This window comes from Streptomyces torulosus, assembly GCF_001419765.1.
Lineage (GTDB): Bacteria > Actinomycetota > Actinomycetes > Streptomycetales > Streptomycetaceae > Streptomyces > Streptomyces torulosus.
In genome coordinates this window covers 1-20,642 of sequence record NZ_LIRK01000013.1, presented here as the reverse complement: position 1 = coordinate 20,642, position 20,642 = coordinate 1, and the positions used below count along the sequence as shown (strand labels likewise).

General features: G+C 72.4%; 17 protein-coding genes and 2 pseudogenes. 9 read left to right on the top strand and 10 right to left on the bottom strand.

Features of this window, described 5'->3' with window-relative positions:
* The 6 genes and pseudogenes from AOK23_RS49240 to AOK23_RS01620 form a co-directional block, all read right to left on the bottom strand.
* Positions 1-207: pseudogene (locus tag AOK23_RS49240) on the bottom strand (class F sortase); the annotation flags it as partial.
* Entirely contained in the window at positions 194-793 is a 600-nt protein-coding gene (locus AOK23_RS01640; protein WP_055710955.1) for a hypothetical protein, read from the bottom strand. The gene AOK23_RS01640 and the pseudogene AOK23_RS49240, both read right to left, overlap by 14 nt.
* 100 nt (positions 794-893) lie before the next feature.
* Positions 894-2,147, bottom strand: coding sequence for an MFS transporter (locus AOK23_RS01635; RefSeq protein ID WP_055710954.1), 1,254 nt, complete (start codon positions 2,145-2,147; stop codon positions 894-896).
* A gap of 41 nt (positions 2,148-2,188) precedes the next feature.
* A complete protein-coding gene (locus AOK23_RS01630; protein ID WP_055710953.1) occupies positions 2,189-3,646 on the bottom strand; it encodes a citrate:proton symporter in 1,458 nt (485 codons plus the stop codon).
* A 121-nt stretch (positions 3,647-3,767) separates the two neighbouring features.
* Positions 3,768-6,023 carry a molybdopterin oxidoreductase family protein gene (locus AOK23_RS01625; RefSeq protein ID WP_055710952.1) on the bottom strand — a complete coding sequence of 752 codons (2,256 nt, stop codon included), beginning with the start codon at positions 6,021-6,023 and terminating at the stop codon, positions 3,768-3,770.
* A 131-nt stretch (positions 6,024-6,154) separates the two neighbouring features.
* Positions 6,155-6,772: a TetR/AcrR family transcriptional regulator gene (locus tag AOK23_RS01620; protein WP_055710951.1), complete on the bottom strand. Its 618-nt coding sequence runs from the start codon at positions 6,770-6,772 to the stop codon at positions 6,155-6,157.
* A gap of 304 nt (positions 6,773-7,076) precedes the next feature.
* Here AOK23_RS01620 and hmgA point away from each other — a divergent pair, with 304 nt between their 5' ends.
* The 3 genes from hmgA to AOK23_RS01605 are packed head-to-tail and all read left to right on the top strand — an operon-like array spanning position 7,077 to position 10,377.
* A complete protein-coding gene (gene hmgA / locus AOK23_RS01615; RefSeq protein WP_055710950.1) occupies positions 7,077-8,393 on the top strand; it encodes a homogentisate 1,2-dioxygenase in 1,317 nt (438 codons plus the stop codon).
* A gap of 28 nt (positions 8,394-8,421) precedes the next feature.
* On the top strand, positions 8,422-9,171 hold the full coding sequence (locus tag AOK23_RS01610; protein WP_055710949.1) for a GntR family transcriptional regulator: 750 nt from the start codon (positions 8,422-8,424) through the stop codon (positions 9,169-9,171).
* Between the two features lie 12 nt (positions 9,172-9,183).
* Complete coding sequence (locus tag AOK23_RS01605; RefSeq protein WP_055710948.1) at positions 9,184-10,377, top strand: type ISP restriction/modification enzyme; 1,194 nt, start codon at positions 9,184-9,186, stop codon at positions 10,375-10,377.
* Between the two features lie 24 nt (positions 10,378-10,401).
* Here the strand turns inward: AOK23_RS01605 and AOK23_RS01600 are convergent, their stop codons facing one another.
* Positions 10,402-11,109 carry a TetR/AcrR family transcriptional regulator gene (locus AOK23_RS01600; RefSeq protein WP_055710947.1) on the bottom strand — a complete coding sequence of 236 codons (708 nt, stop codon included), beginning with the start codon at positions 11,107-11,109 and terminating at the stop codon, positions 10,402-10,404.
* 63 nt (positions 11,110-11,172) lie between these two features.
* Here AOK23_RS01600 and AOK23_RS01595 point away from each other — a divergent pair, with 63 nt between their 5' ends.
* The 3 genes from AOK23_RS01595 (at position 11,173) to AOK23_RS01585 (ending at position 14,293) form a co-directional block, all read left to right on the top strand.
* Complete coding sequence (locus tag AOK23_RS01595) at positions 11,173-12,150, top strand: ATP-binding cassette domain-containing protein (protein WP_055710946.1); 978 nt, start codon at positions 11,173-11,175, stop codon at positions 12,148-12,150.
* On the top strand, positions 12,147-12,929 hold the full coding sequence (locus tag AOK23_RS01590; RefSeq protein WP_055710945.1) for an ABC transporter permease: 783 nt from the start codon (positions 12,147-12,149) through the stop codon (positions 12,927-12,929). The genes AOK23_RS01595 and AOK23_RS01590 overlap by 4 nt, the downstream gene beginning before the upstream one ends.
* A gap of 140 nt (positions 12,930-13,069) precedes the next feature.
* Positions 13,070-14,293: a CaiB/BaiF CoA transferase family protein gene (locus tag AOK23_RS01585; protein ID WP_055710944.1), complete on the top strand. Its 1,224-nt coding sequence runs from the start codon at positions 13,070-13,072 to the stop codon at positions 14,291-14,293.
* 30 nt (positions 14,294-14,323) lie between these two features.
* On the opposite strand, the gene AOK23_RS01580 is transcribed toward AOK23_RS01585, so the two are convergent.
* From AOK23_RS01580 to AOK23_RS01570, 3 genes are all read right to left on the bottom strand, one after another.
* Positions 14,324-14,590 carry a hypothetical protein gene (locus tag AOK23_RS01580; protein WP_055541681.1) on the bottom strand — a complete coding sequence of 89 codons (267 nt, stop codon included), beginning with the start codon at positions 14,588-14,590 and terminating at the stop codon, positions 14,324-14,326.
* 115 nt (positions 14,591-14,705) lie between these two features.
* Positions 14,706-15,509: an anti-sigma factor gene (locus AOK23_RS01575; protein ID WP_055710943.1), complete on the bottom strand. Its 804-nt coding sequence runs from the start codon at positions 15,507-15,509 to the stop codon at positions 14,706-14,708.
* Between the two features lie 82 nt (positions 15,510-15,591).
* Positions 15,592-16,134 carry a sigma-70 family RNA polymerase sigma factor gene (locus tag AOK23_RS01570; RefSeq protein WP_055541679.1) on the bottom strand — a complete coding sequence of 181 codons (543 nt, stop codon included), beginning with the start codon at positions 16,132-16,134 and terminating at the stop codon, positions 15,592-15,594.
* Positions 16,135-16,461: 327 nt separating this feature from the next.
* Between AOK23_RS01570 and AOK23_RS01565 the strand changes: the two genes are divergently transcribed.
* The 3 genes and pseudogenes from AOK23_RS01565 to AOK23_RS01555 all read left to right on the top strand — a co-directional run.
* The gene (locus tag AOK23_RS01565) at positions 16,462-17,985 is read left to right on the top strand and encodes a DUF4331 domain-containing protein (protein ID WP_055710942.1); all 1,524 of its coding nucleotides are present in this window, start codon (positions 16,462-16,464) and stop codon (positions 17,983-17,985) included.
* 129 nt (positions 17,986-18,114) lie between these two features.
* Complete coding sequence (locus tag AOK23_RS01560; RefSeq protein WP_055710941.1) at positions 18,115-19,623, top strand: tetratricopeptide repeat protein; 1,509 nt, start codon at positions 18,115-18,117, stop codon at positions 19,621-19,623.
* Positions 19,620-20,642, top strand: a pseudogene (locus tag AOK23_RS01555) (nickel transporter); the annotation flags it as partial. The gene AOK23_RS01560 and the pseudogene AOK23_RS01555, both read left to right, overlap by 4 nt.

Below are 20,642 nucleotides of genomic sequence, written 5' to 3'. Positions count from 1 at the left end.
GTACCGGGGCGCCGGGGCGCGCGATGTCCCCGCATCGCGCGCCCCCTGGGCCCCGGCGAGGTCGGCCCCCTGGGGGCCGCCCCGCTCCTCGTCCTTCGCCCAGTTCGCGACGCTCACCACCAGCACGACGGTCAGCACGATCGTCCGGGTGAGGCGGTAGGCGCGCGTCCGGTGCCAGGGCCGCGGGGCGCGTCTACGCGGCGCCATCGGCGCGACGACGGCGCAGCCGCAGGTAGGCGACCCCGCCCACCGCGGCGAGGCCCACCGCGGCCGTCCCGGCGACCGGAGAGAAGTCCTTGGTCATGGCGAGGCCGCCGCCGCCGGCCGGCGGGCCGCCGTTGGGCGCGACGGGGCAGTTCACGTTGAAGTCCTTGAACTTGGGCGCGGCCGTCTCGCCGACGATCCGCCAGGTCAGCCGGTAGTCGCCCTCCTGGAACCGCACGGCACCCTCGGGGGTCACCGGCGGGGTGTAGCCGCTGCCGTCGTCCGCGAGCGCGATGGCGCCCTCGGCGATGGGGTTGGGGGCCGCGGCGGGCGGCAGCTTTTCGATGCTCCAGGCGATGCTCTGTCCCGCGCGGAAGTTGAACGCGGCCAGATAGAAGTCGCAGACGTTCGGCTGGTGGCGCTGGTTGCTGAACGGGAAGCCCACCCGGTGGATCTTGACGTCGGGGTCGCCCGGCGCCGCGACGGCGGCCGGTGCCGAGATCATGGTGGCTCCCGTGGCGGTGAGCGTCGCGAGGACGGCGGCACTCGCGCGTGCTCCGGCGCGGCGGGGGCGGGACGAGGTGGACATGCAAGACCTCCGAGTCAGGTGATTGTCATACAAATCACGCTTTCACCTGACTCTCTGTCACATCACGGGGGAGACGGCGGGAGCCACGCCTCACACGCCGTCAGACATCCCTCTTCCGGCTCAAGACCGCCCCGATCCGGGAACCGCGCCGCCCGGCGGGACGCTCCTTCCCTCCGCTCCCCCGCGCCGGTGCGACCGGGGAGCGCAGGGCGATCCCCGACGACACCAGCAGCAGCGCGCCGAGCATCACGAACGGCGCGGCCACTCCCGCGACACCGGCGACCAGACCCGCGGCGGCCGGCGCCGCGACCTGCCCGAGCCGGTTGCCCGTGAGCCGGAGGGCGAGGGCGGTGGAGCGGGCCTCGTCCGGGGCGGCGTGCACGACCGTCGTCATGGACAGCGGCTGCCCGACCCCGAGGCAGAAGCCGAGCGCGGCGAGCATCAGGGCCAGCGCCCACACGGGAACCGGCACCGCGATCCCCGCGCACAGCACGGCCCCGAGCACACAGGTCACCGTGAGCAGGGCGGTCCGGCCGAGCCACCGGAGCATGGGCGTCATCACCAGACGGCAGGCGATGGTGGCGGCGGCGCGCAGGCTCAGCAGGAGGCCGATGACGGACGGCGCGATACCCCGGTCCTCCCCTACGACCGGGAGGTAGGCGGTGAGGATGTCGGTCGCCGACAGCACCGCGAGGCTGATGAGGATGCCGCCGGGCACTCCTCTGGTGCGCAGGATGCGGTGCACGGGGACCCGTTCGCCCTGCTCGGTGCGGGACTCGGGGTCCGCGGGGCGCTCTATGCGCCACAGCGACGTGAACGCGACCGCCGCCCCCGCGCCCGCCACCACCAGCGCCAGGGCACTCGTCCGTGCCATGTCCGGGCCGCCGATGAGGGCGCCCGCGGCGATCGGGCCGATCAGCTGGCCGAGGGAGGCGCCGATGGTGAAGTGGCCGAAGTTGCGGTCGTGTTCGTGCGGCGCGGACTGCCGGGCGACCAGCGACTGGGCGCCGATGACGAAGGAGAGATGGCCGAGGCCCATCACCCCGCTCCAGATGGCCATCGTCACCAGGGAGTTCGCCAGACCGCTCAGGGCGCAGCCGCCGGCGATGAGGACGACGCCGACGGGCAGCAGGGGCGCGCACCGCCCCTGGTCGGTCCGGCGGCCGAGCGGGACGGCGGCGAACAGCGGGAGCAGGGCGTAGACCCCCGCGATCACACCGATCGCCCGCTCGTCGGCGCCCAGCGCGAGGGCCCGGTAGGAGACGGCGGGCCGCGCCATCGACACCGCCCCCTGCGCGAAGCTGAAGGCGATGACGAGACGAAGCAGCCAGCCGCGGTTCCTGCCGGGCCTCACGATGACGTTCCTCCTTGGCTCAACCGACGGTGCCCGTCGGCTCAGATGATGCCCATCAGGATCCCGGCGCCCAGGATGACCAGCGAGGTGACCGCCGCCCACTTCACGACGAACCTGGTGTGGTCGCCGAACTCGACCTTCGCCATGCCCACGAGGACGTACACGGCGGGCACGAGCGGGCTGGACATGTGGAGCGGCTGGCCGACGAGGGAGGCGCGGGCGATCTCCAGGGGCGAGACACCGTGCGCGGCACCGGCCTCGGCGAGGACCGGCAGGACACCGAAGTAGAAGCCGTCGTTGGACATGAAGTACGTGAGCGGCAGGCTCAGGAAGCCGGTGACGAGGGCCATGTGCGGGCCCATGCCCTCGGGGATGCCGTCGACGATCCACTTGGCCATGGAGTCGACCATGCCGGTGCCCTGGAGGACGCCGGTGAAGACGGCGGCGGCGAAGACCATGCCGGAGACGTTGAGGACGTTGTCGGCGTGGGCGGCGAGCCGGGCCTTCTGGTCGGGGATGTGGGGGAAGTTGACCGTCAGGGCGAGTGCGGCACCGAGGATGAACAGCACCGGGATCGGCAGCCACTCCATGATCATGGCGGTGAGCAGCGTGACCGTGAGCAGCGCGTTGAACCAGTACAGCTTGGGGCGCAGCGTCGGGCGGTCGGGGTCCAGTCCCTGGAGGCGGACGTCCTCGGCGTCGTCGTCGGCGGGATCGGCGTCGGTGCCGGAGCCGGCGCCGCCGGTGGTCTTCGTCGTACGGACCTTGTCGTCACCGGAGCCGGCGGCGGAGGCGCCCGCGCCGACGAGCACGGTCTCCTCGGACTGCTCCTGCTCCTCGTCCTTGACGATCTTGTCCTGCTCCAGGACCTCGTCGAGGCTCAGCACGCCGAGGCGCTTGCGCTCGCGCAGACCGAGGAAGTAGGCGAGGACGAAGACGAAGAGGAGGCCGACGGCGAGCGCCGGGATCATCGGGACGAAGATGTCGCCCGCGTCGAGCTTGAGCGCGGTGGCGGCACGGGCGGTCGGGCCGCCCCAGGGCAGCGTGTTCATCACGCCGTTGGCGGTGGCGGCGACACCGGTCATGACGACGAGGCTCATCTTCAGGCGCTTGTACAGCGGGTACATCGCCGAGACGGTGATCATGAAGGTGGTGGAGCCGTCGCCGTCGAGCGAGACGATCGCGGCGAGCAGGGCCGTGCCGATGACGATGCGCAGCGGGTCGGCCTTGCAGAACTTCAGGATGCCTCGGACGATCGGGTCGAAGAGGCCGACGTCGATCATGAGGCCGAAGTAGACGATGGCGAACATGAGCATCGCGGCGGTGGGCGCGAGGTTGCCCACCCCCTCGATGACGTAGTCGCCGAGCTTGGCGCCCTTCCCTACGAAGACGCAGAAGAGAGCGGGGATCAGCACGAGCGCCGCGATCGGCGACATCTTCTTCATCATGATCAGGACCAGGAAGGTCGCGATCATGGCGAAGCCGAGGATGGTCAACATGTGGATACCTAACGTTCGCCCTTGAACTCCCACCAGGGCACCGGCGGTGCGACGACGTTAGGGCGGCTCCACAAGCGTTAACAAGACGTTGACATGCGAGCAATAAGCGCAGAACTCCAGGTCACAGCGTTGCGCCTGCTCGCGCGAGCTCCACGGGCACTCCGTTGAGGACCGCGTTGCCCGACAGTGGATCAAGGAGCGAGCCGTCGAGGAGCTGGTTGACGTTGACGCCGGGGTCGAGCGCGGCATGGCTCATCCGGGTGCCCGGCCGGTCGTGTCCCCAGCCGTGCGGAAGGCTCACCACGCCCCGGCGTACACCGTCGGTGACCTCGGCGGGAGCGGTGACCTCTCCCCCGGCGCCCTTGATCCGTACGGCGTCCCCGTCGGTGATGTCGAGGCGTGCGGCGTCCTCGGGGTGGATGTGCAGGGTGCAGCGGTTGGTGCCGCCGGTGAGGGTGGGGACGTTGTGGAGCCAGCTGTTGTTGGACCGCAGATGGCGGCGGCCGATGAGGACGAGGCCGTCCGGGCGTTCCCTGAGGGCCGTGCGGAGCCTCGGCAGGTCGTCGGCGATCGGGGCCGGCAGCAGCTCGATCCTGCCGCTGACCGTCTTGAGCGGCTGGGGCAGCCGGGGCTGGAGGGGACCGAGGTCGATGCCGTGCGGGTGGGCGAGCAGCCGCTCCAGGTTGAGGCCGTCGGGGTGGGCGCCGAAGCCGTCGCCGTACGGGCCGAGGCGCAGCATCATGTCGAGCCGCCGTTCGGGGCCGCTCTCGCCGGTGAGCAGGGCGGCCAACTCCTTGGGATCCCGGCCGTGCACCGGCGAGTGGGCCTCCTTGACGGCCTTGCCGAGGGTCTGGCCGATGACCAGGTCGTCCACGGCGGAGGGATCGGCGCCGTGCATGCCGGTGGCGGCGAGGGTCAGGCGCGCGAGGATCTCGGTCTCCGCCGGACGGCCGTCCTCCAGGGGCACGGCGGCGCGGTTGTAGCGCACCTGGTTGCGGACGGCGAACGCGTTGAACGCGAAGTCGAAGTGCGGGGCCTGCGAGGGCGGGGGCGGCGGCAGGACGACATCGGCGTGGCGGGCGGTCTCGTTCAGGTAGGGGTCGACGCTGACCATGAAGTCGAGCGAGTCGAGCGCCTTGTCGAGGCGGTCGCCGTCGGGTGCGGAGAGCACGGGGTTGGCGGCGACGACGATCAGGGCGCGGACGGGGCTGCCCTCGGGTGTGGCGGTGTCGATCTCCTCGGCGAGCGCGGACAGCGGCAGTTCGCCCTTGGCCTCGGGGTGGCCGCTGACCCGGCTGTGCCAGCGTCCGAGGGCGAAGCCGCGGCCGGGTCCGGCGGGCCGTGGCGTCTTGTCGGTGGCGGCGAGGGGGAACAGGGCGCCGCCGGGCCGGTCGAGGTTGCCGGTGAGGATGTTGAGGACGTCGACCAGCCAGCTGGCGAGGGTGCCGTGCGGGACGGTGCAGCTGCCGATGCGGCCGTAGACGGCGGCGGTGGGCGCGGCGGCCAGTTCACGGGCCATGGCCCGGATCGCGCCGGCGTCCACGTCGCAGGCCCCGGCGACGGCCTCGGGGCTGAACTCCCGTACGGCTGCGGCGAGTTCCTCGACGCCCAGGACGTTCGGGGCGAGGTCGCCGAGATCGACGAGGTCCTCCTCGAACAGGACGTGCGCCATCGCCGCGAGGAGCAGCGCGTCCGTGCCGGGGCGGATCGCCACGTGCCGGTCGGCGAGCTTGGCGGTGCGGGTCAGCCGCGGGTCGACGACGGTGAGGGTGCCGCCGCGGGCCTTGAGCGCCTTGAGCTTGCCGGGGAAGTCGGGGGCGGTGCACAGACTGCCGTTGGACTCCAGTGGGTTGGCGCCGAGGAGCAGCAGGTGGTCGGTGCGGTCGAGGTCCGGTACGGGGATGGCGTGGGCGTCGCCGTAGAGGAGTCCGCTGGAGACGTGCTTGGGCATCTGGTCGACCGTGGAGGCGGTGAACAGGCTGCGGGTGCCGAGCCCGGCGAGGAGGACGGGCGGATAGAGGGCGCCCGCCATGGTGTGCACGTTGGGGTTGCCGAGGACGACGCCGACGGCGTGCGGGCCGTGCGCCTCGACGACCGGGCGCAGTCCGGCGGCGACGGCGTCGAAGGCCTCCGCCCAGGTGGCCTCCCGCAGTTCCCCGTCCTTGCGGACCAGCGGGGTGCGCAACCGGTCGGGGTCGCCGTCGGCCGCGCCGAACGAGGCGCCCTTCGGGCAGATGAACCCCTTGCTGAACACGTCGTCCCGGTCGCCCCGGGCCTGGGTGACCCGGGTGCCCTCGATGGTGAGGGTGAGCCCGCAGGTGGCCTCGCAGAGCGGGCAGATCCGCAGGGCGGTGCGGGAGTCGGGGGTGGTGGACACGGGTCCTCCCGGAGGGCGACGGCGTTGGCGCTCGGACGGGCGCCGCGCGCACGGAGGGCGCGGCGCCGCAGCCGAGCATACCGACCGGTATGCATCAGCGGGAGGGGCGAGCGGGGTCGGGGCGGATCGGATCAGTCCAAGACGCGCGCGAGATAGGCCCGCAGCAGCTGCCGCATCTCCTCGATGATCCGAGGATCCCCCTCGGGGGAGACCCGGAAGGAGAGGTGGACGAGGGTGTCGGCGGTCTCGACAGCGATGAGGAAGATGCGGCGCAGGTCCTCGTCGGGGGCGCGGCCGATGTAGTCGGAGAGCAGCTCGGAGAGGCGGTCGGCGACGCGGGTGTTGGGTTCCTGGCGGCTGCCGCCGACGGGGATCTGGTTACCGAAGTCGATGAGGGCGAAGCCGGGGGCGTGGCGCTTCATGTCGAGGTACTCGTCGAGGACGGCGTCCATGGCGGTGCGCCAGTCCCGGTCGCCGGTGCCCTCCAGCCGGCGTCCGACGCGTTCGGTGAAGCGGGCGAGGTTGCGTTCGGCGAGCGCGTCGGCCATCGCGCGCTTGTTGCCGAAGAAGCGGTAGACGGAGCCGATGGGCACACCCGCGCGCAGCGCCACGGCACGGGTGCTCAGCGCGTCGTAGCCCACCTCGTCGAGGAGGTCGGCGCAGGCGTCGAGGATCCTGGTCAGTCGTTCGGCACTGCGCCGCTGCACGGGTGCGCGGCGCAAGGAGGTCGCCTGGGACACGGGCTTCATGATGCCTTTCCGCCGAGGTCCGATGAGCTTCCGGATACAGGTACGGCCGGTACCGCCACTCCCGCTCAGCGGTCGAACACGGCGGACGACGAACATCCGCACGTCCGGGCCCTGCCGGGAGCGTAGAGCACCGCACTGACAAGACGGATCCACCTCGGGTCCGGTTCTCCGCGGCGGCCCGATGGCACCCGATGTGGCGACACAAGGGCCGCGGCTTGCCGCGGTCCGGCCATCGGCCCTCTTGCGCCCGCCCGGCCCGAATCCTACGGTGATGCATAGGAATCAGGAGCGCGAGGGAGCGATCATGAGCGGGGACGCGAGGAAGACCGCCGAGCGGCTGGAGTACCTCTCCGGTTTCGGCAATGAGCACGCCTCGGAGGCGGTCCCGGGCGCGCTGCCCGAGGGCCGCAACTCGCCCCAGCGCGCCCCGCTCGGCCTGTACGCGGAGCAGCTCAGCGGTACCGCCTTCACCGAGCCGCGGGCGCACAACCGCCGCTCCTGGCTCTACCGCGTCCGCCCGTCGGCCGCGCACCCGGCCTTCACCCGCGCGGACAACGGCACACTGCGCACGGGCCCCTTCACCGAGACGGTCCCCGACCCCAACCGGCTGCGCTGGAACCCCCTGCCGGAGCCCCCGGCGGGCACGGACTTCCTCGCCGGCCTGTGGACGCTCGGCGGGAACGGCGACGCGGCCCAGCGCGCCGGCATGGCCGTGCACCTGTACCACGCCACGTCCTCGATGGAGCGGGTCCTCAGCGACGCCGACGGCGAGCTGCTGATCGTCCCGGAGCGCGGCGGCCTGCTCCTGCGCACCGAGTTCGGCCTCCTCCACGCGGAGCCCGGCGAGGTCGCCCTCGTCCCGCGCGGGGTCCGCTTCCGGGTCGAGCTCCTCGACGCCACCGCCCGCGGCTACGTCTGCGAGAACTACGGCGCCCCCTTCCGCCTCCCCGACCTCGGACCGATCGGCGCCAACGGCCTGGCGAACCCCCGCGACTTCCGGGCGCCGGTGGCGGCGTACGAGGACGTGGAGGGCCCGGTGGAGGTGGTGAACAAGTTCTGCGGGAACCTCTGGACCGCCGTCTACGACCACTCGCCGCTCGACGTGGTCGCCTGGCACGGAAACTACACGCCGTACGTCTACGACCTGCGTCGGTTCAACGCCATCGGCTCGATCTCGTACGACCACCCGGACCCGTCGATCTTCACCGTCCTGACCTCGCCGTCGGACACCCCGGGGCTGGCCGGTGTGGACTTCGTGGTGTTCGCGCCGCGCTGGCTGGTGGGCGAGGACACCTTCCGGCCGCCGTACTTCCACCGGAACGTGATGAGCGAGTACATGGGCCTCATCGAGGGCGCGTACGACGCCAAGGCGGAGGGCTTCGTGCCCGGGGGCGGCTCCCTGCACACGATGATGTCCGCGCACGGCCCCGACCGGGAGACCTTCGACCGGGCGAGCGCCGCCGAGCTGGCGCCGCAGAAGGTCGACGACGGGCTTGCCTTCATGTTCGAGACGCGGTGGCCGATCCTGACGACCGCGCAGGCGGCCGGGGCGGACCACCTCCAGCAGGGGTACGACGAGGTGTGGTCGGGCCTCCAGCGTCACTTCGGTCCGTTGCGCTGAACGCGCCGGGCCGGGTACGGATAGCGTCGTGACCTCCTTCGCCCCGGACTCGATCGTCCTGAACCGCAAGCTGCCTCTCTGGTATCAGGTCTCGCAGTCCCTGCGCGCCTCGATACTGGGCCGGTCGCCCCATGACCCGCTGCGCCTGCCCACCGAGGAGCAGTTGGCCGGGCACTACGGGGTGAGCGTGCTGACCATGCGGCAGGCGCTGAAGGAACTGGAGGACGAGGGGCTGATCAGCCGGCACCGGCGGCGCGGCACCTTCATCGAGCCGGGCGCGCAACGGGGTACGCCCGTGCGGCTGCTCGGCTCGGTGGACGCGATCGTGGCCCAGCAGTCGGGCATGACGACCGAGCTGCTGGACCAGGGCAGCACCCCCCTGTCGGGTGAACTCTCGGAGTACTTCCCCGACTTGACGGAGGTGGCCACCTACCACCGGCTGCGTGGCGACGAGCGGACGGGGGAACCCACCAACCACGCCCGCAACTACGTCCGCCCCGAGCTGGCCGAACGCATCGACCGGGAGGACCTGCTCCGCTGGCCGATGACCAAGGTGCTCCGGGACGCCGTCGGTGTGGCCATCAGCCGGATCACCGACACCGTCGAGGCCCGCCTCGCGGACCCGGAGACGGCCCGCCTGCTCCAGATCCCGCTGCTCAGCCCGATCCTGCACTACACGGGCGTCACCTACGACGAGTCGGGCCGCGTCCTGGACGTCGCGGTCATCCACTACCGCGGCGACCGCTTCTCCTTCACGGTCACCCTCGACGCCCACTGACGAGGTCGTACGATGCCCCGCGTGACGCACGACGACGCTCCGCTCCTCGCGGACCTCATGCCGTGGTCCGTCGCACCGCCACGGCTGGGCCGGGGGTGGCCGGCGGCGCCCGACGCGGCGTCCCTGAGGGCCCGCTGGGACGCGCTGATGAAGGCGGAGGGCCCGGACCGCGAGGCCCTGTTCGGCCCCACCCGCTCCCGCACCCTCACGTCCGCCGTCCCGGGGCTGCCGGGCCGCTCCGGCGGCACCGGGCGACTGGTCCGCGAGTCGGGCCCCTGCCCTGAGCCGGTACGGGTCCTCGCCGCGCCCTTCGACGAGCAGTGGCTCATCCCCGACCACCGCCTGATCGACGCGGCCCGCCCCGAGCTGTGGCGGGTCGTGGACGAGCAGCAGGTGTTCGTGGTGGAGCAGACGCCCGCGCCCGAACCGTCCGGGCCGCCGCTCCTCGCCACGGCGGTCCTGCCGCTGACTCCCCCGCACGGTCCACGCGCCGGCCGGGTCCGCCCCCTGTACCGGCGGCCCGGCGGCCGGGAACCGAACCTGGCACCCGGTCTCACGGAGTTCCTCGCCGACCGCGTGGGCGCCGACCGCGTCGACCCTCTGGACGTCCTCGGCTGGATCCTGGTGACCGCGCGTCCGGGCCCCCGGGGCATCGAGGTCCCGCTCACCGCGGACCCCGACACCTGGTCCCGTGGCGTCGGGCTGGGCCGCCGCGCCCTCTGGCTGATGCGCCGCGACGGCGACCGCCCCAAGCTCCCCGGAGGCCGGCGCCCCTACGTCCGCGCCCCGATCCCGGCCCGCCCCGTGGAACTGCGCTACGACCCCGACGAGGAGGCACTCCTCCTCGACGAGGGCCGCGTCTCACCGGTGCCCGCCGGGGCGTGGGACTTCCACGTCGGCGGTGTCCGCGTCCTCGACGCGTGGCTCGCCCGCCGAACGGAGCCCGTGGACACGGGCACGCTGGAGGCCGTACGCCCCGCGACCTGGCCCCAGAGCTGGACGTCGGAACTCCTGGAGCTGATCACGGTCCTGGCGCTGCTCGCCGAACTGCGTCCGGAGCAGGACGGGTTGACGGTGAAGGACCACCTCACGGCGGTGGATCTGCACACGGCGGGTGTCCTCCCCGTCGTGGAGTCGGCGCGCAGGCCGGCCTCGGTGCTGGACCACGACGAGGAGGGCCCGGAGGGCCAGTTCACCCTGCTGTGAGCGGCCCCGCCGCCGGGCTCGGCCTCAGGGCGCGAACGAGTCCAGCACCCGGTCCAGCATCCACGCGAAGACGGCCTCCAGGTCGATCGGCCCCGCGTCCTCCGTGAACGCCGCCGCCATCCGCGGATAGGCCCCGGAAGCGATCTGCCCGCCCAGGTACGCGATCCGCACCTGGTTCTCCTGCTCCTCGGACCACGGCAGCGCGCGCGTCCGCTCCGCCGTCGCCAGCTCGTTCGCGACGTACGTCGTCACACACCCGTTGAGCAGCGCCAGGAGCTGGAGCTTCGTGCCGTAGGGCGCGTCGAGCGGGTCCATGCAGGCCAGGCAGTGCTCCAGGAACCGCAACGCGTTGGGGCTGAACCCGTACACCGGTGACATCAGACGGGGCAGCCAGGGATGGCGGCGCATCAGCTCCCGTGTCTGATGGGCCACCCGGCGCAGGTCGGCCCGCCAGTCCCCGCTCGGCTCCCACAGCTCGTGCTCGCCGCCGACGGCGTCGACCATCAGCTCGTGCAGGTCCTCCTTGCGCGGCACGTAGTTGTAGAGCGACATGGTGCCGCAGCCCAGCTCGGCCGCGACGTGCCGCATCGACACTGCGTCGAGCCCGCCCTCGTCGGCGAGCCGCACCGCCGCCGCCGCGATGTCCGCACGGTTGAACGCGGGCCTCGGGCCGCGGCCGGTGCGCTCGGGGCGCGCCCAGATCACTTGGGGTACGGCCGGTCGGCCAGCCATCGATCATCACCTCGGCCACCATCCTAGTTACGTACAGCGTACGTAGTGCGCTATGGTCGACCCATGACTTCTACGTACGCTGTACTTAGTGAAGGTCTGGAGAAGCGTTTCGGGGAGGTCCGTGCCGTCAGGGGCCTGGATCTGGCCGTGGTCCGCGGCTCGGTGGTCGGGATGCTCGGCCCGAACGGGGCGGGCAAGACCACCGCCGTGCGGCTGCTGGCGACGCTGCTGCGCCCGGACGCCGGCTCGGCGCGGATCGCGGGGCACGACCTCGTACGGGAGCCGCACGCCGTGCGGCGGGCGATCGGGGTGACCGGGCAGTACGCGTCGGTGGACGGGGACCTCACGGGGCGGCAGAACCTGCGGCTGTTCGCACGGCTGCACCGCGTCCGCGACACCGCCGCACGGGCCGGTGAACTCCTCGACCGCTTCGGGCTGGCCGAGGCCGCCGACCGGCCCGTCTCCACGTACTCGGGTGGGATGCGCCGCCGCCTCGACCTGGCGGCGAGCCTGATACGGCACCCGGTGGTGCTCTTCCTCGACGAGCCGACCACGGGGCTCGACCCGGTCAGCCGCAACCAGATCTGGGACGCCGTGGGCGCCCTCAAGGCGGAGGGGACGACCGTGCTGCTGACGACGCAGTACCTGGAGGAGGCCGACCGGCTCGCCGACCAGGTGGTGCTGATGGACCGGGGCCGGATCGCGCACAGCGGCTCGCCGCCCCAGCTCAAGGCGCTCATCGGCTCGTACGCCGAGGTGGTCGTCGCGCACGCCGACGCGATGGTCGCGGCGGCGGGCGTCCTCGACCAACTCACGGGAGCCGAGCCGTCGTTCGACCACGACCGGCACGCGGTCGGCGCGGTCTCCCTCGACCCGACGCTGACGCTTCCCCGTCTCGTCCGCGAACTCGACGCGGCCGGGGTGCCGTTGCTCGACGCGAGCCTGCGCCCACCGACCCTCGACGACGTGTTCCTCCGCCTCACCGAGGCGCCCGCGACCGACCTCTCCGACCACTCCGATGTCAAGGAGCGTGCCGCATGAGCGCGTTGGCGTACGACGGCGCGGCCATGCTAGGCCGTCAGCTGCGGCGGGCCCGGAACAATCCGGGGCTGCTGATCCTCACCCAGACGATGCCGATCTCGATGCTGCTGTTCTTCGGGTACGTCTTCGGCAGCGCCCTCGCCGTGCCGGGCGAGGAGTACCGGCGGTTCCTGGTGCCCGGTCTGCTGGTCGCGACGGCGGCCGGCGGGATCATGACCGGCATGTTCCAGGCCGCGCAGGACACCCACCGGGGCGTGATGGACCGCTTCCGCACCCTGCCCATGAGCCGGGCCGCCGTCCCGCTCGGCCAGGTCCTGGCGGATCTGGTCCTCACGGCCGCGGGGACGGTGCCGTTCCTGCTGGTCGGGCTGGCGGTGGGCTGGCGGATCGAGGGCGGCGCGCTCGCGGCGGCCGGCGCGTTCGCACTGCTGCTGCTGTTCCGGTTCACGGCGGTGTGGATCGGTGTCTTCCTGGGCCTGCTCACCCGCAACGAGGAAGCGGCGGGCCAACTGGGCGGGGCCACCTTCCTGTTGCCGCTGCTGTCCAGCGCGTACATCCCGACCGAGGGCCTGCCGGGCTGGCTGCGCACCGCCGCCGAATGGAACCCGATCAGCGCGGTCACCACGGCCCTGCGCGACCTGTTCGGGAACGCATCCGTCCCCGACGGCGCCGCCTGGCCGGTCGCCCACCCGGTCGCCGGTTCACTGGCCTGGTGCGCCGTCCTCCTCGCGGTGTTCGTACCGCTCGCGGTACGGACGTACGCGGCCGGCCCCAGGTGACCTCCGGCCCGTTCGGGGGACGGGCCGGACCCGGGCGCGGTCTCCGGCCCGCTACGGCGGGGTGGGCCGGAGGCCGGTGTGCCGGGGCGGGGCACGTGACGCTCGGCACGCCCTGCTGACAACGGCACCCCGCCGGGGACATGATCCACGGCATGCGCTCACTGACCGGCACCGGCGATCCCCTGCCCCTGGACGGCCTCACCGTCGTCGCCGTCGAGCAGGCCGTGGCGGCCCCCTTCGCCACGCGGCAGCTCGCCGACCTCGGCGCCCGTGTGATCAAGGTCGAGCGGGTGGACGGCGGTGACTTCGCGCGCGGCTACGACACCGCCGCGCGGGGCCTCGCCTCCCATTTCGTGTGGTGCAACCGGGGCAAGGAGTCCCTCGCTCTCGATCTGAAGGACCCGCGCGGCCTGGACGTCGTACGGCGGCTGGTGGCGGACGCGGACGTGTTCGTGCAGAACCTCGCGCACGGCGCGGCTGCCCGGCTCGGCCTGGACGCCGCCACCCTGTGCGCCGCGCACCCCCGGCTGATCGCGGTGGACATCTCGGGCTACGGGGCGTCCGGGCCGTACGCGGACAAGCGGGCGTACGACATGCTCGTGCAGTGCGAGGCCGGGCTGGTGTCGGTGACGGGCACCCCGGAGCAGCCGGTGAAGGCGGGTATCCCGGCGGCGGACATCGCCGCCGGGATGTACGCGTTCTCGGGGGTCCTCGCGGCGCTCGTCCGCCGGGGCACCACCGGGCGGGGCGGGCCGGTGGAGGTGTCGATGCTGGAGGCGCTCGCCGAGTGGATGGGGCACCCGCTGCACCACACCCTGCACGGCGGCACTCCCCCGGTGCGGACGGGCCTCGCCCACGCGGTGATCGCGCCCTACGACGCCTATCCGACGGCGGACGGCGGCCGGGTGCTGCTGTCGGTGCAGAACGACCGCGAGTGGCGACGTCTCGCCGAACAGGTGCTGGGGCGCCCCGAGTTGGCCGATGATCCGGCGTTCGCGACCAACCCGGCCCGGGTAGCGCACCGGGACCGTACGGACGAGGCGGTGGCGAAGGCGCTGGGCGTCCTGGACGCGGACGAGGCGGTGGCGCGGCTGGAGGCGGCCGGGATCGCGTGCGCACGCCTGCGGGACGTGCACGACCTGGCGGAGCATCCGCAACTGGCGGCCCGGGACCGGTGGCAGGAAGTGGGGTCACCGGTGGGGCCGCTCAGGGCGCTGCTGCCGCCCATCACGCTGCCGGGCGGGGACGAGGCACGGATGGGGGCGGTACCCGCGCTCGGGGAGCACACCGAGTCGCTGCTGCGCGCCGTGGGGATGACGGGCGACGAGATCGCAGCGCTGCGCCGGGACGGTGTGATCGCCTGAGCGCGGGCTTCCTGCTGAAGATCCTTGGTGCTAGCGGCTGCCGAAGAGCGAGCGGCGCAACCGCCTCAGAGGTGCGAACAGCGAGACGCGGCCGACGCGGGTGTCCTTGGCGGCACGCTTCTCGTGCGGGGAACGCGCCGTTATCTCGCGCATCAGCGAGGTCGCCTCGGCCGTCTCGCGCTGCGGCACGGCAGGGCCGCTCAGCACCGAGAGATGGCGGTCGAGGCGCGAACTGGTCGCACTGCTCCCGCAGGTGATCGCAGGGACTCGCGCCCTGCGGACTGTTATCTGTTCCATGTCACTCCCCACCCGTTCGAGTCCACCCGGCCCGGGCAGCGTAACCATATCGCCCCACCCGAGCACTCGGGAATCACGGTCCCGGTATACACCTACCCCATAAGGGCGTTGTCGATTACTCTCCGAATCCAACTGATTTCAGGGCGAGTTGGACAATGGGCTGGCTGGTGGGTTGCGCTGACCCCCCGTCGGGCTCGACGGTCACGGCGAGTGACGTCGCATCGGTGTCCAATCCGTTCGTGACCAAGGGCGTGTCGCCGTCGAAGAGGCCCAGGGAGCGTGGTTGCACGTCGGGGCGCATGAGCCAGAGCTGGTGCACCCGGTCGCGGGGGAGGTCCTCGAATCCGGCGAGCGTCACGATCGCACGCCCTTCCTCGGCGGAAGCGATCACTCCGATTCCGTTGCCCTCCGCGTCCTGTTCGCGGGTCGCCCGGACGTCCGGCGCGGTGAGAACGTGGGCGATCTCACGTGACTGCGCGCGCTCCGCGTCCAGCTGATCCTGTGTCCGGTTCGCCTCGACGGCGAACAGCGATGCCACGACGAGCGCGCCGGCGGCGGTCACGGTGGCGAGCGGCATGAACAAAGGGCGCATCCGGGGCGTACGGGCGCGCGCCTTCGGTGGCGGCGCGGTGCCCCAGACGTGCGGCGGCAGATGCTGCTGGGGCCGCGCCTGCGCCGGGACCTCCTGGGGAGTGCTCCGTACGGCGGCGAGCACCCGGTCGCGCATCGCGGCCGGCGCGGGGACGGCCGTCGACCAGGCGAGGCGGACCGCGTCCTCCGCCAGGGCGCGCACCTCGGCGGGGCAGCGGTCGCAGCGTTCCAGGTGCTTCTCGAAGCGGCGGCGCTCGTCGGGTTCCAGGGCGTCGAGGGCGTAGGGGGCGGCGAGCGAGTGGAGGTCCTCGCGTCGGAACAGGCTCATGCCGCGCCTCCCTCGGGCACCCGGGCGCGGGGCGCGGTGGAACCGAACGGGGCCTCCTGTGCCACGAGGCCGATCAGGGCGCTCATGCGACTCCTCCCAGGCATTCGCGCAGCCGTGTGAGTCCGTCGCGCATACGGGTCTTGACCGTGCCGAGGGGCAGCGAGAGCCGCTCGGCCACTTCACGGTAGGTGTAGCCGTCGTAGTAGGCGAGGGTGACCGACTCGCGCTGGAGGGCGGTGAGCCGTTCCAGGCAGTGGCGCACCCACTGGCGTTCGAGGCCCGCCTCGACCTCCTCGGCGACCTGGTCGAAGGCGGTGTCGTGGGCCCGGCGGCCCTCGCGCTGCTCGCGCTCGGTGGCGGCGCGGGCGCTGCGCACCCGGTCCACCGCGCGCCGGTGGGCGAGGGTGAGGATCCAGGACAGGGCGCTGCCCCGGGCGGGGTCGAAGCGGCCGGCGGAGCGCCAGAGTTCGAGCAGCACCTCCTGAGCCACCTCCTCCGACTGCGCGGGGTCGCGTACGACCCGGCGCACCAGACCGAACACCGGTCCGGACACCAGGGTGTACAGCTCCTCGAAGGCCCGCTGGTCACCTCCGGCCACCCGGACCAGAAGTTTGTCCGCCTCCACTCGCTCCCCCTCGCCTCCGGCCGAGCACGGCCATCCCCGCGCGTAAGGCATTCGCAACCGACCCACCTCCGGATGGGGTTACGGATCAGCGTGCCCAAAACGCGGGTCCCCCGTCGACGAATCCGATCGGATCCGGCCGGATCGGGTCCTGACGGGCGCCGGATCGGATCGTGACGGGCTCCGGACACGATCTCGATCGAGGAATCCCGCTCTCCGCTGAGACAACCTTTCAAACGCGCCGTAAGAACGTTTGGGATTCGACCAATCCACCCTGCCGACCGCTCCGAATGGCGTTCGTCAGGCAAGTTGGGACAGAGGACGGACGGCATGACGACACCTACTTCCAAGAGCGGCGCAGGGCGGCGGAGCATCGCGGCCCTCATCTGTGCTTCGCTGGCCGCCGGAGGGCTCGCAGCCGCCGGCGTGACCGTGCTGGGGCCGGGGACGGCCTCCGCCTCCAGCCACCGTGAGGCCCCGCTGATCTCAGGGGAGCCGCAGTTCGACAACACCGACGTGTACGCGTTCGTCAGCCCGGACAGGCCGGACACGACGACGATCGTCGCGAACTGGATCCCCTTCGAGGAGCCGGCGGGCGGACCGAACTTCTTCCCGTTCTCCGAGGAAGCCCAGTACGACATCCGCGTCGACCAGGACGGCGACGCGAAGGAAGACCTGATCTTCCGCTACACGTTCGACACCAAGACGAAGAACGACAGGACGTTCCTGTACAACACGGGTGTCGTGGAGAGCCTGGACGACCCGGACCTCAACATCACGCAGACGTACGACATCGAGCTGATCAAGCTGCGGGACCGCCGCCCGGTGTCCCGGACGAAGCTCGCCGACGACGTGTGGGTGGCGCCCTCCAACGTCGGCAAGGCGTCGATGCCGAACTTCAAGAAGCTGCGCGACGACGCCGTCTACAAGACCGCGAGCGGTGTGACGACGTTCGCCGGTCAGGCCGACGACCCGTTCTTCCTGGACCTGCGCGTCTTCGACCTGCTGTACGGCGGTGACCTCTCCGAGGTCGGGCGGGACACCCTCAAGGGCTACAACGTCAACTCGATCGCGCTCCAGGTGCCGAGCGCGGCGCTCGCCTACTCCAAGGACCAGCCGATCGTCGGCATATGGTCGACGACGCAGCGCAAGGGCGCCAACGGCCGCTTCCACCAGGTGTCGCGCCTCGGCATGCCGCTGGTGAACGAGGTCGTCAACCCGCTGAAGGACAAGGACCGGTTCAACGCGTCCTCGCCCACGGAGGACGCCCAGTTCCTGAAGAACGTCACGGAGCCGGAGCTGCCGAAGCTGATCGAGGCGATCTACAAGATCCCCGCCCCGAAGACGCCGCGCAACGACCTCGTCGACGTCTTCCTGAAGGGTGTCAAGGGCCTCAACCAGCCGCCGCGCGTCACCCCGTCGGAGCAGCTGCGCCTCAACACCTCCATCAAGCCCACCGCGAAGCCGAAGCGGCTCGGTGTCCTCGACGGTGACAACCAGGGCTTCCCGAACGGGCGCCGGCTCACCGACGACGTGATCGACATCGCGCTCCAGGTGGTCGAGGGCGAACTGGTCGGCGCCAAGAACGACCTGGGCGACGCGGTCGACAAGAACGACAAGAAGTTCGGCCACTCCTTCCCGTACGTCGGTCTGCCGACGGCCGGTTCGCGGGGCAAGACGGTCAAGGGCAACACCACGAACAACGTGCGCAGCGCGCTGGGCGGCGGTGTCGAGGCCGGCACGGACGACACCACGCTGATCGCGGCCTCCGCGGGTGCCGGCGCGGTCGGTGTCCTGCTCATCGGCTCGGGCCTGCTGTGGTGGCGCCGCCGGAACGACCGGGCCTACTACTAGGCCCACCCGGCCGGGCCCCACGGGGCCCGGTCCACCGACCGGCGCGGTCCGCTCGTATCCATCCCCCACGGCGGGCCGCGCCCCACCGACGTCACCACCGTTGCTCGGCAAGGACTTTGAGGAGAGGGCATGTCCCCGCGTACGAACGACAGCGCGTCGCAGGACGGACGTCCGCACCCCGACGAGGGGGCTCCCGAGACCGACGGGCACGAGATCGCCGAGTCCGGTGCCGAGGCCGTCGCCGATTCCGGTTCCCGGTCCGTTGCCGAGGCCGAGTCCGGTGTCGAGCCCGGGGGCGTCGTGCCCCCGCGTGAGCCCGTCCGGGGGCGGCTGCTGCGGCTCACCGCGTGCGCGGCCGCGCTGGCCGTCGCGTTCACCGGGTTCGCGATCGCGCTGGGCGCCCGGGACGACAACGGGACGGTCGCTCTCTCCTCCTCGCCGGGGCTCCCGGCGGCACAGCTCGCCGGCGGGGACCTGGACACGTCGGTCGAGGCGTTGCAGGCCCATCTCAAGGACCAGCCGCGGGACTTCGGCTCCTGGTCGACGCTCGGCCTCGCCTATGTGGAACAGGCCCGCACCAAGGGCGACCCCTCCCGCTACCCACAGGCCGAGAAGGCCCTGAACCGTTCCCTGAAGCTGCGCCCGGACAACGACCCGGCCCTCGCCGGCCTCGCCGCGCTCGCCGCGGCCCGCCACGAGTTCGAGGACGCCCTGCGCTACGCGGACCGGGCCCTCAAGGAGAACCCGTACAGCGAACGGGCGTTGTGCAGCCGGATCGACGCCCTCGTCGAGCTCGGCCGCTACGACGAGGCGTTGAAGGCGGCGAAGCTCGCCGACACCCGCCGCCCCGGCATCCCCGTGTTCACCCGCTACGCCTATGTGCACGAGCTGCGCGGCGACGTGAAGACCGCACGCCGTGTCCTGCGGCAGGCGCTCGACTCGGCGGTCACGCGGGGCGACATCGCCTACGTGGCCACCCAGCTCGGCCAACTGGCCTGGAAGCAGGGCGACGTCAAGACGGCGCTCGACCACTACGCGCGCGCCCTGGGCGCCGACGACACCTACCTCCCCGCCCTGGAGGGCCGCGCCCGCGCCCAGGCCGCGAGCGGCGACACCCAAGAGGCCGTCCGCGGACTCGAGCAGGTCGTGTCCGCCTATCCGCTGCCGGGCCCGCTGGTCCTCCTCGGCGAGCTGTACGACGCGAAGGGCGACAAGTCGGCGGCCCGCGACCAGTACACGCTGGTGAACGCCTACACCGCGATCGCCCGCGCCAACGGCGTCAACGCCGACCTCGACACGGCGCTCGCCGCCGCAGACCACGGCGACAGGAAGGCCGCCCTGCGCGCGGCCGAGGCGGAGTGGAAGCGCCGCGAGACGGTCCACACGGCGGACGCCCTCGCCTGGGCCCTGCACGTCAACGGCCGCGACAAGGAGGCCCTGCCGTACGCCCGGCGGGCCACCGCTCCCGGCTACAAGGACGCCGCGTTCCTGTACCACCGGGGAATGGTCGAGTACGGCGCCGGCGAGAAGAAGGCCGCGAAGGCCTCCCTCGAGGCGGCACTCGATCTGAACCCCGGCTTCGCCCCGCGCGGCGCCGCCGAGGCCCGTACGACCCTGAAGGCTCTGGAGGCCAAGTGACTGCCCCTCGGCGCCTGTTCGCCTCCTGCGCGGCGGTCCTCACGGCCGCCTGCGCCCTGGTGCTCGTGCCCAGCGGAACCGCCAGCGCACACCCGCTCGGCAACTTCACCGTCAACCGGTACGACGGGCTGGTCGCCGCCCCCGGACAGCTCAGGATCCTCCATGTGGAGGACCTGGCGGAGATCCCCGCCACCCAGGCCGAGCCCGCCATCGAGCGCCAGGGCAGGGCGGGGTGGGCCCGCGAGCGGTGCGCGACGGCCGCCGGGGACACCGAGGTGACGGTCGACGGACGGGCCGTCGAGGTGACCGTCGCGTCGAGCCGGGCCCAGGAGCGGCCGGGCCAGGCCGGGCTGAAGACCCTCCGCGTGGAGTGCCGGCTGAGGGCCGCCCTGCCGGACCGGGCCGTCGACGTGCGCTTCCACGCCGCCGTGGACTCCGGACCCGGCTGGCGCGAGGTCACCGCGCAGGGCGACCGGATGACCCTGACGGGGTCGGACGTGCCGGAGGAGTCGGTGTCGGACCGGCTCACCGACTACCCCCAGGAGCTGCTCCAGTCCCCCGAGGACACCGCGGCCGCGTCCCTCCAGGTGCGGCCCGGCGGTCCCGCGCTGGCGGAGCGTGAGGGCGACGCGCCGGGGGCCTCGATCCTCCCGCGCGGCGCGGACCGCTGGACCCGGGCCCTGGACGACCTGGTCTCCAGCCACGAGCTCACCCTCGGCTTCGGGGCGCTGGCCTTCGGCATCGCCCTGTTCCTCGGCGCGATGCACGCGCTCGCCCCGGGCCACGGCAAGACGCTGATGGCCGCGACCGCCGCCGCCCGCGACCGGGCCCGGATGCGCGATGTGCTCCCCATGGCCGCGTCGGTGACGATCACCCACACCCTGGGCGTGGTCGCCCTCGGCCTGCTGGTCCTCGCCGGCTCCGCCGCCGCCCCGTCCGTCATCACCTGGCTCGGCATCGCGAGCGGCCTCTTCGTGATGACGGCGGGCGTGGCTCTGGCCCGCCGTCATCACGAAGAG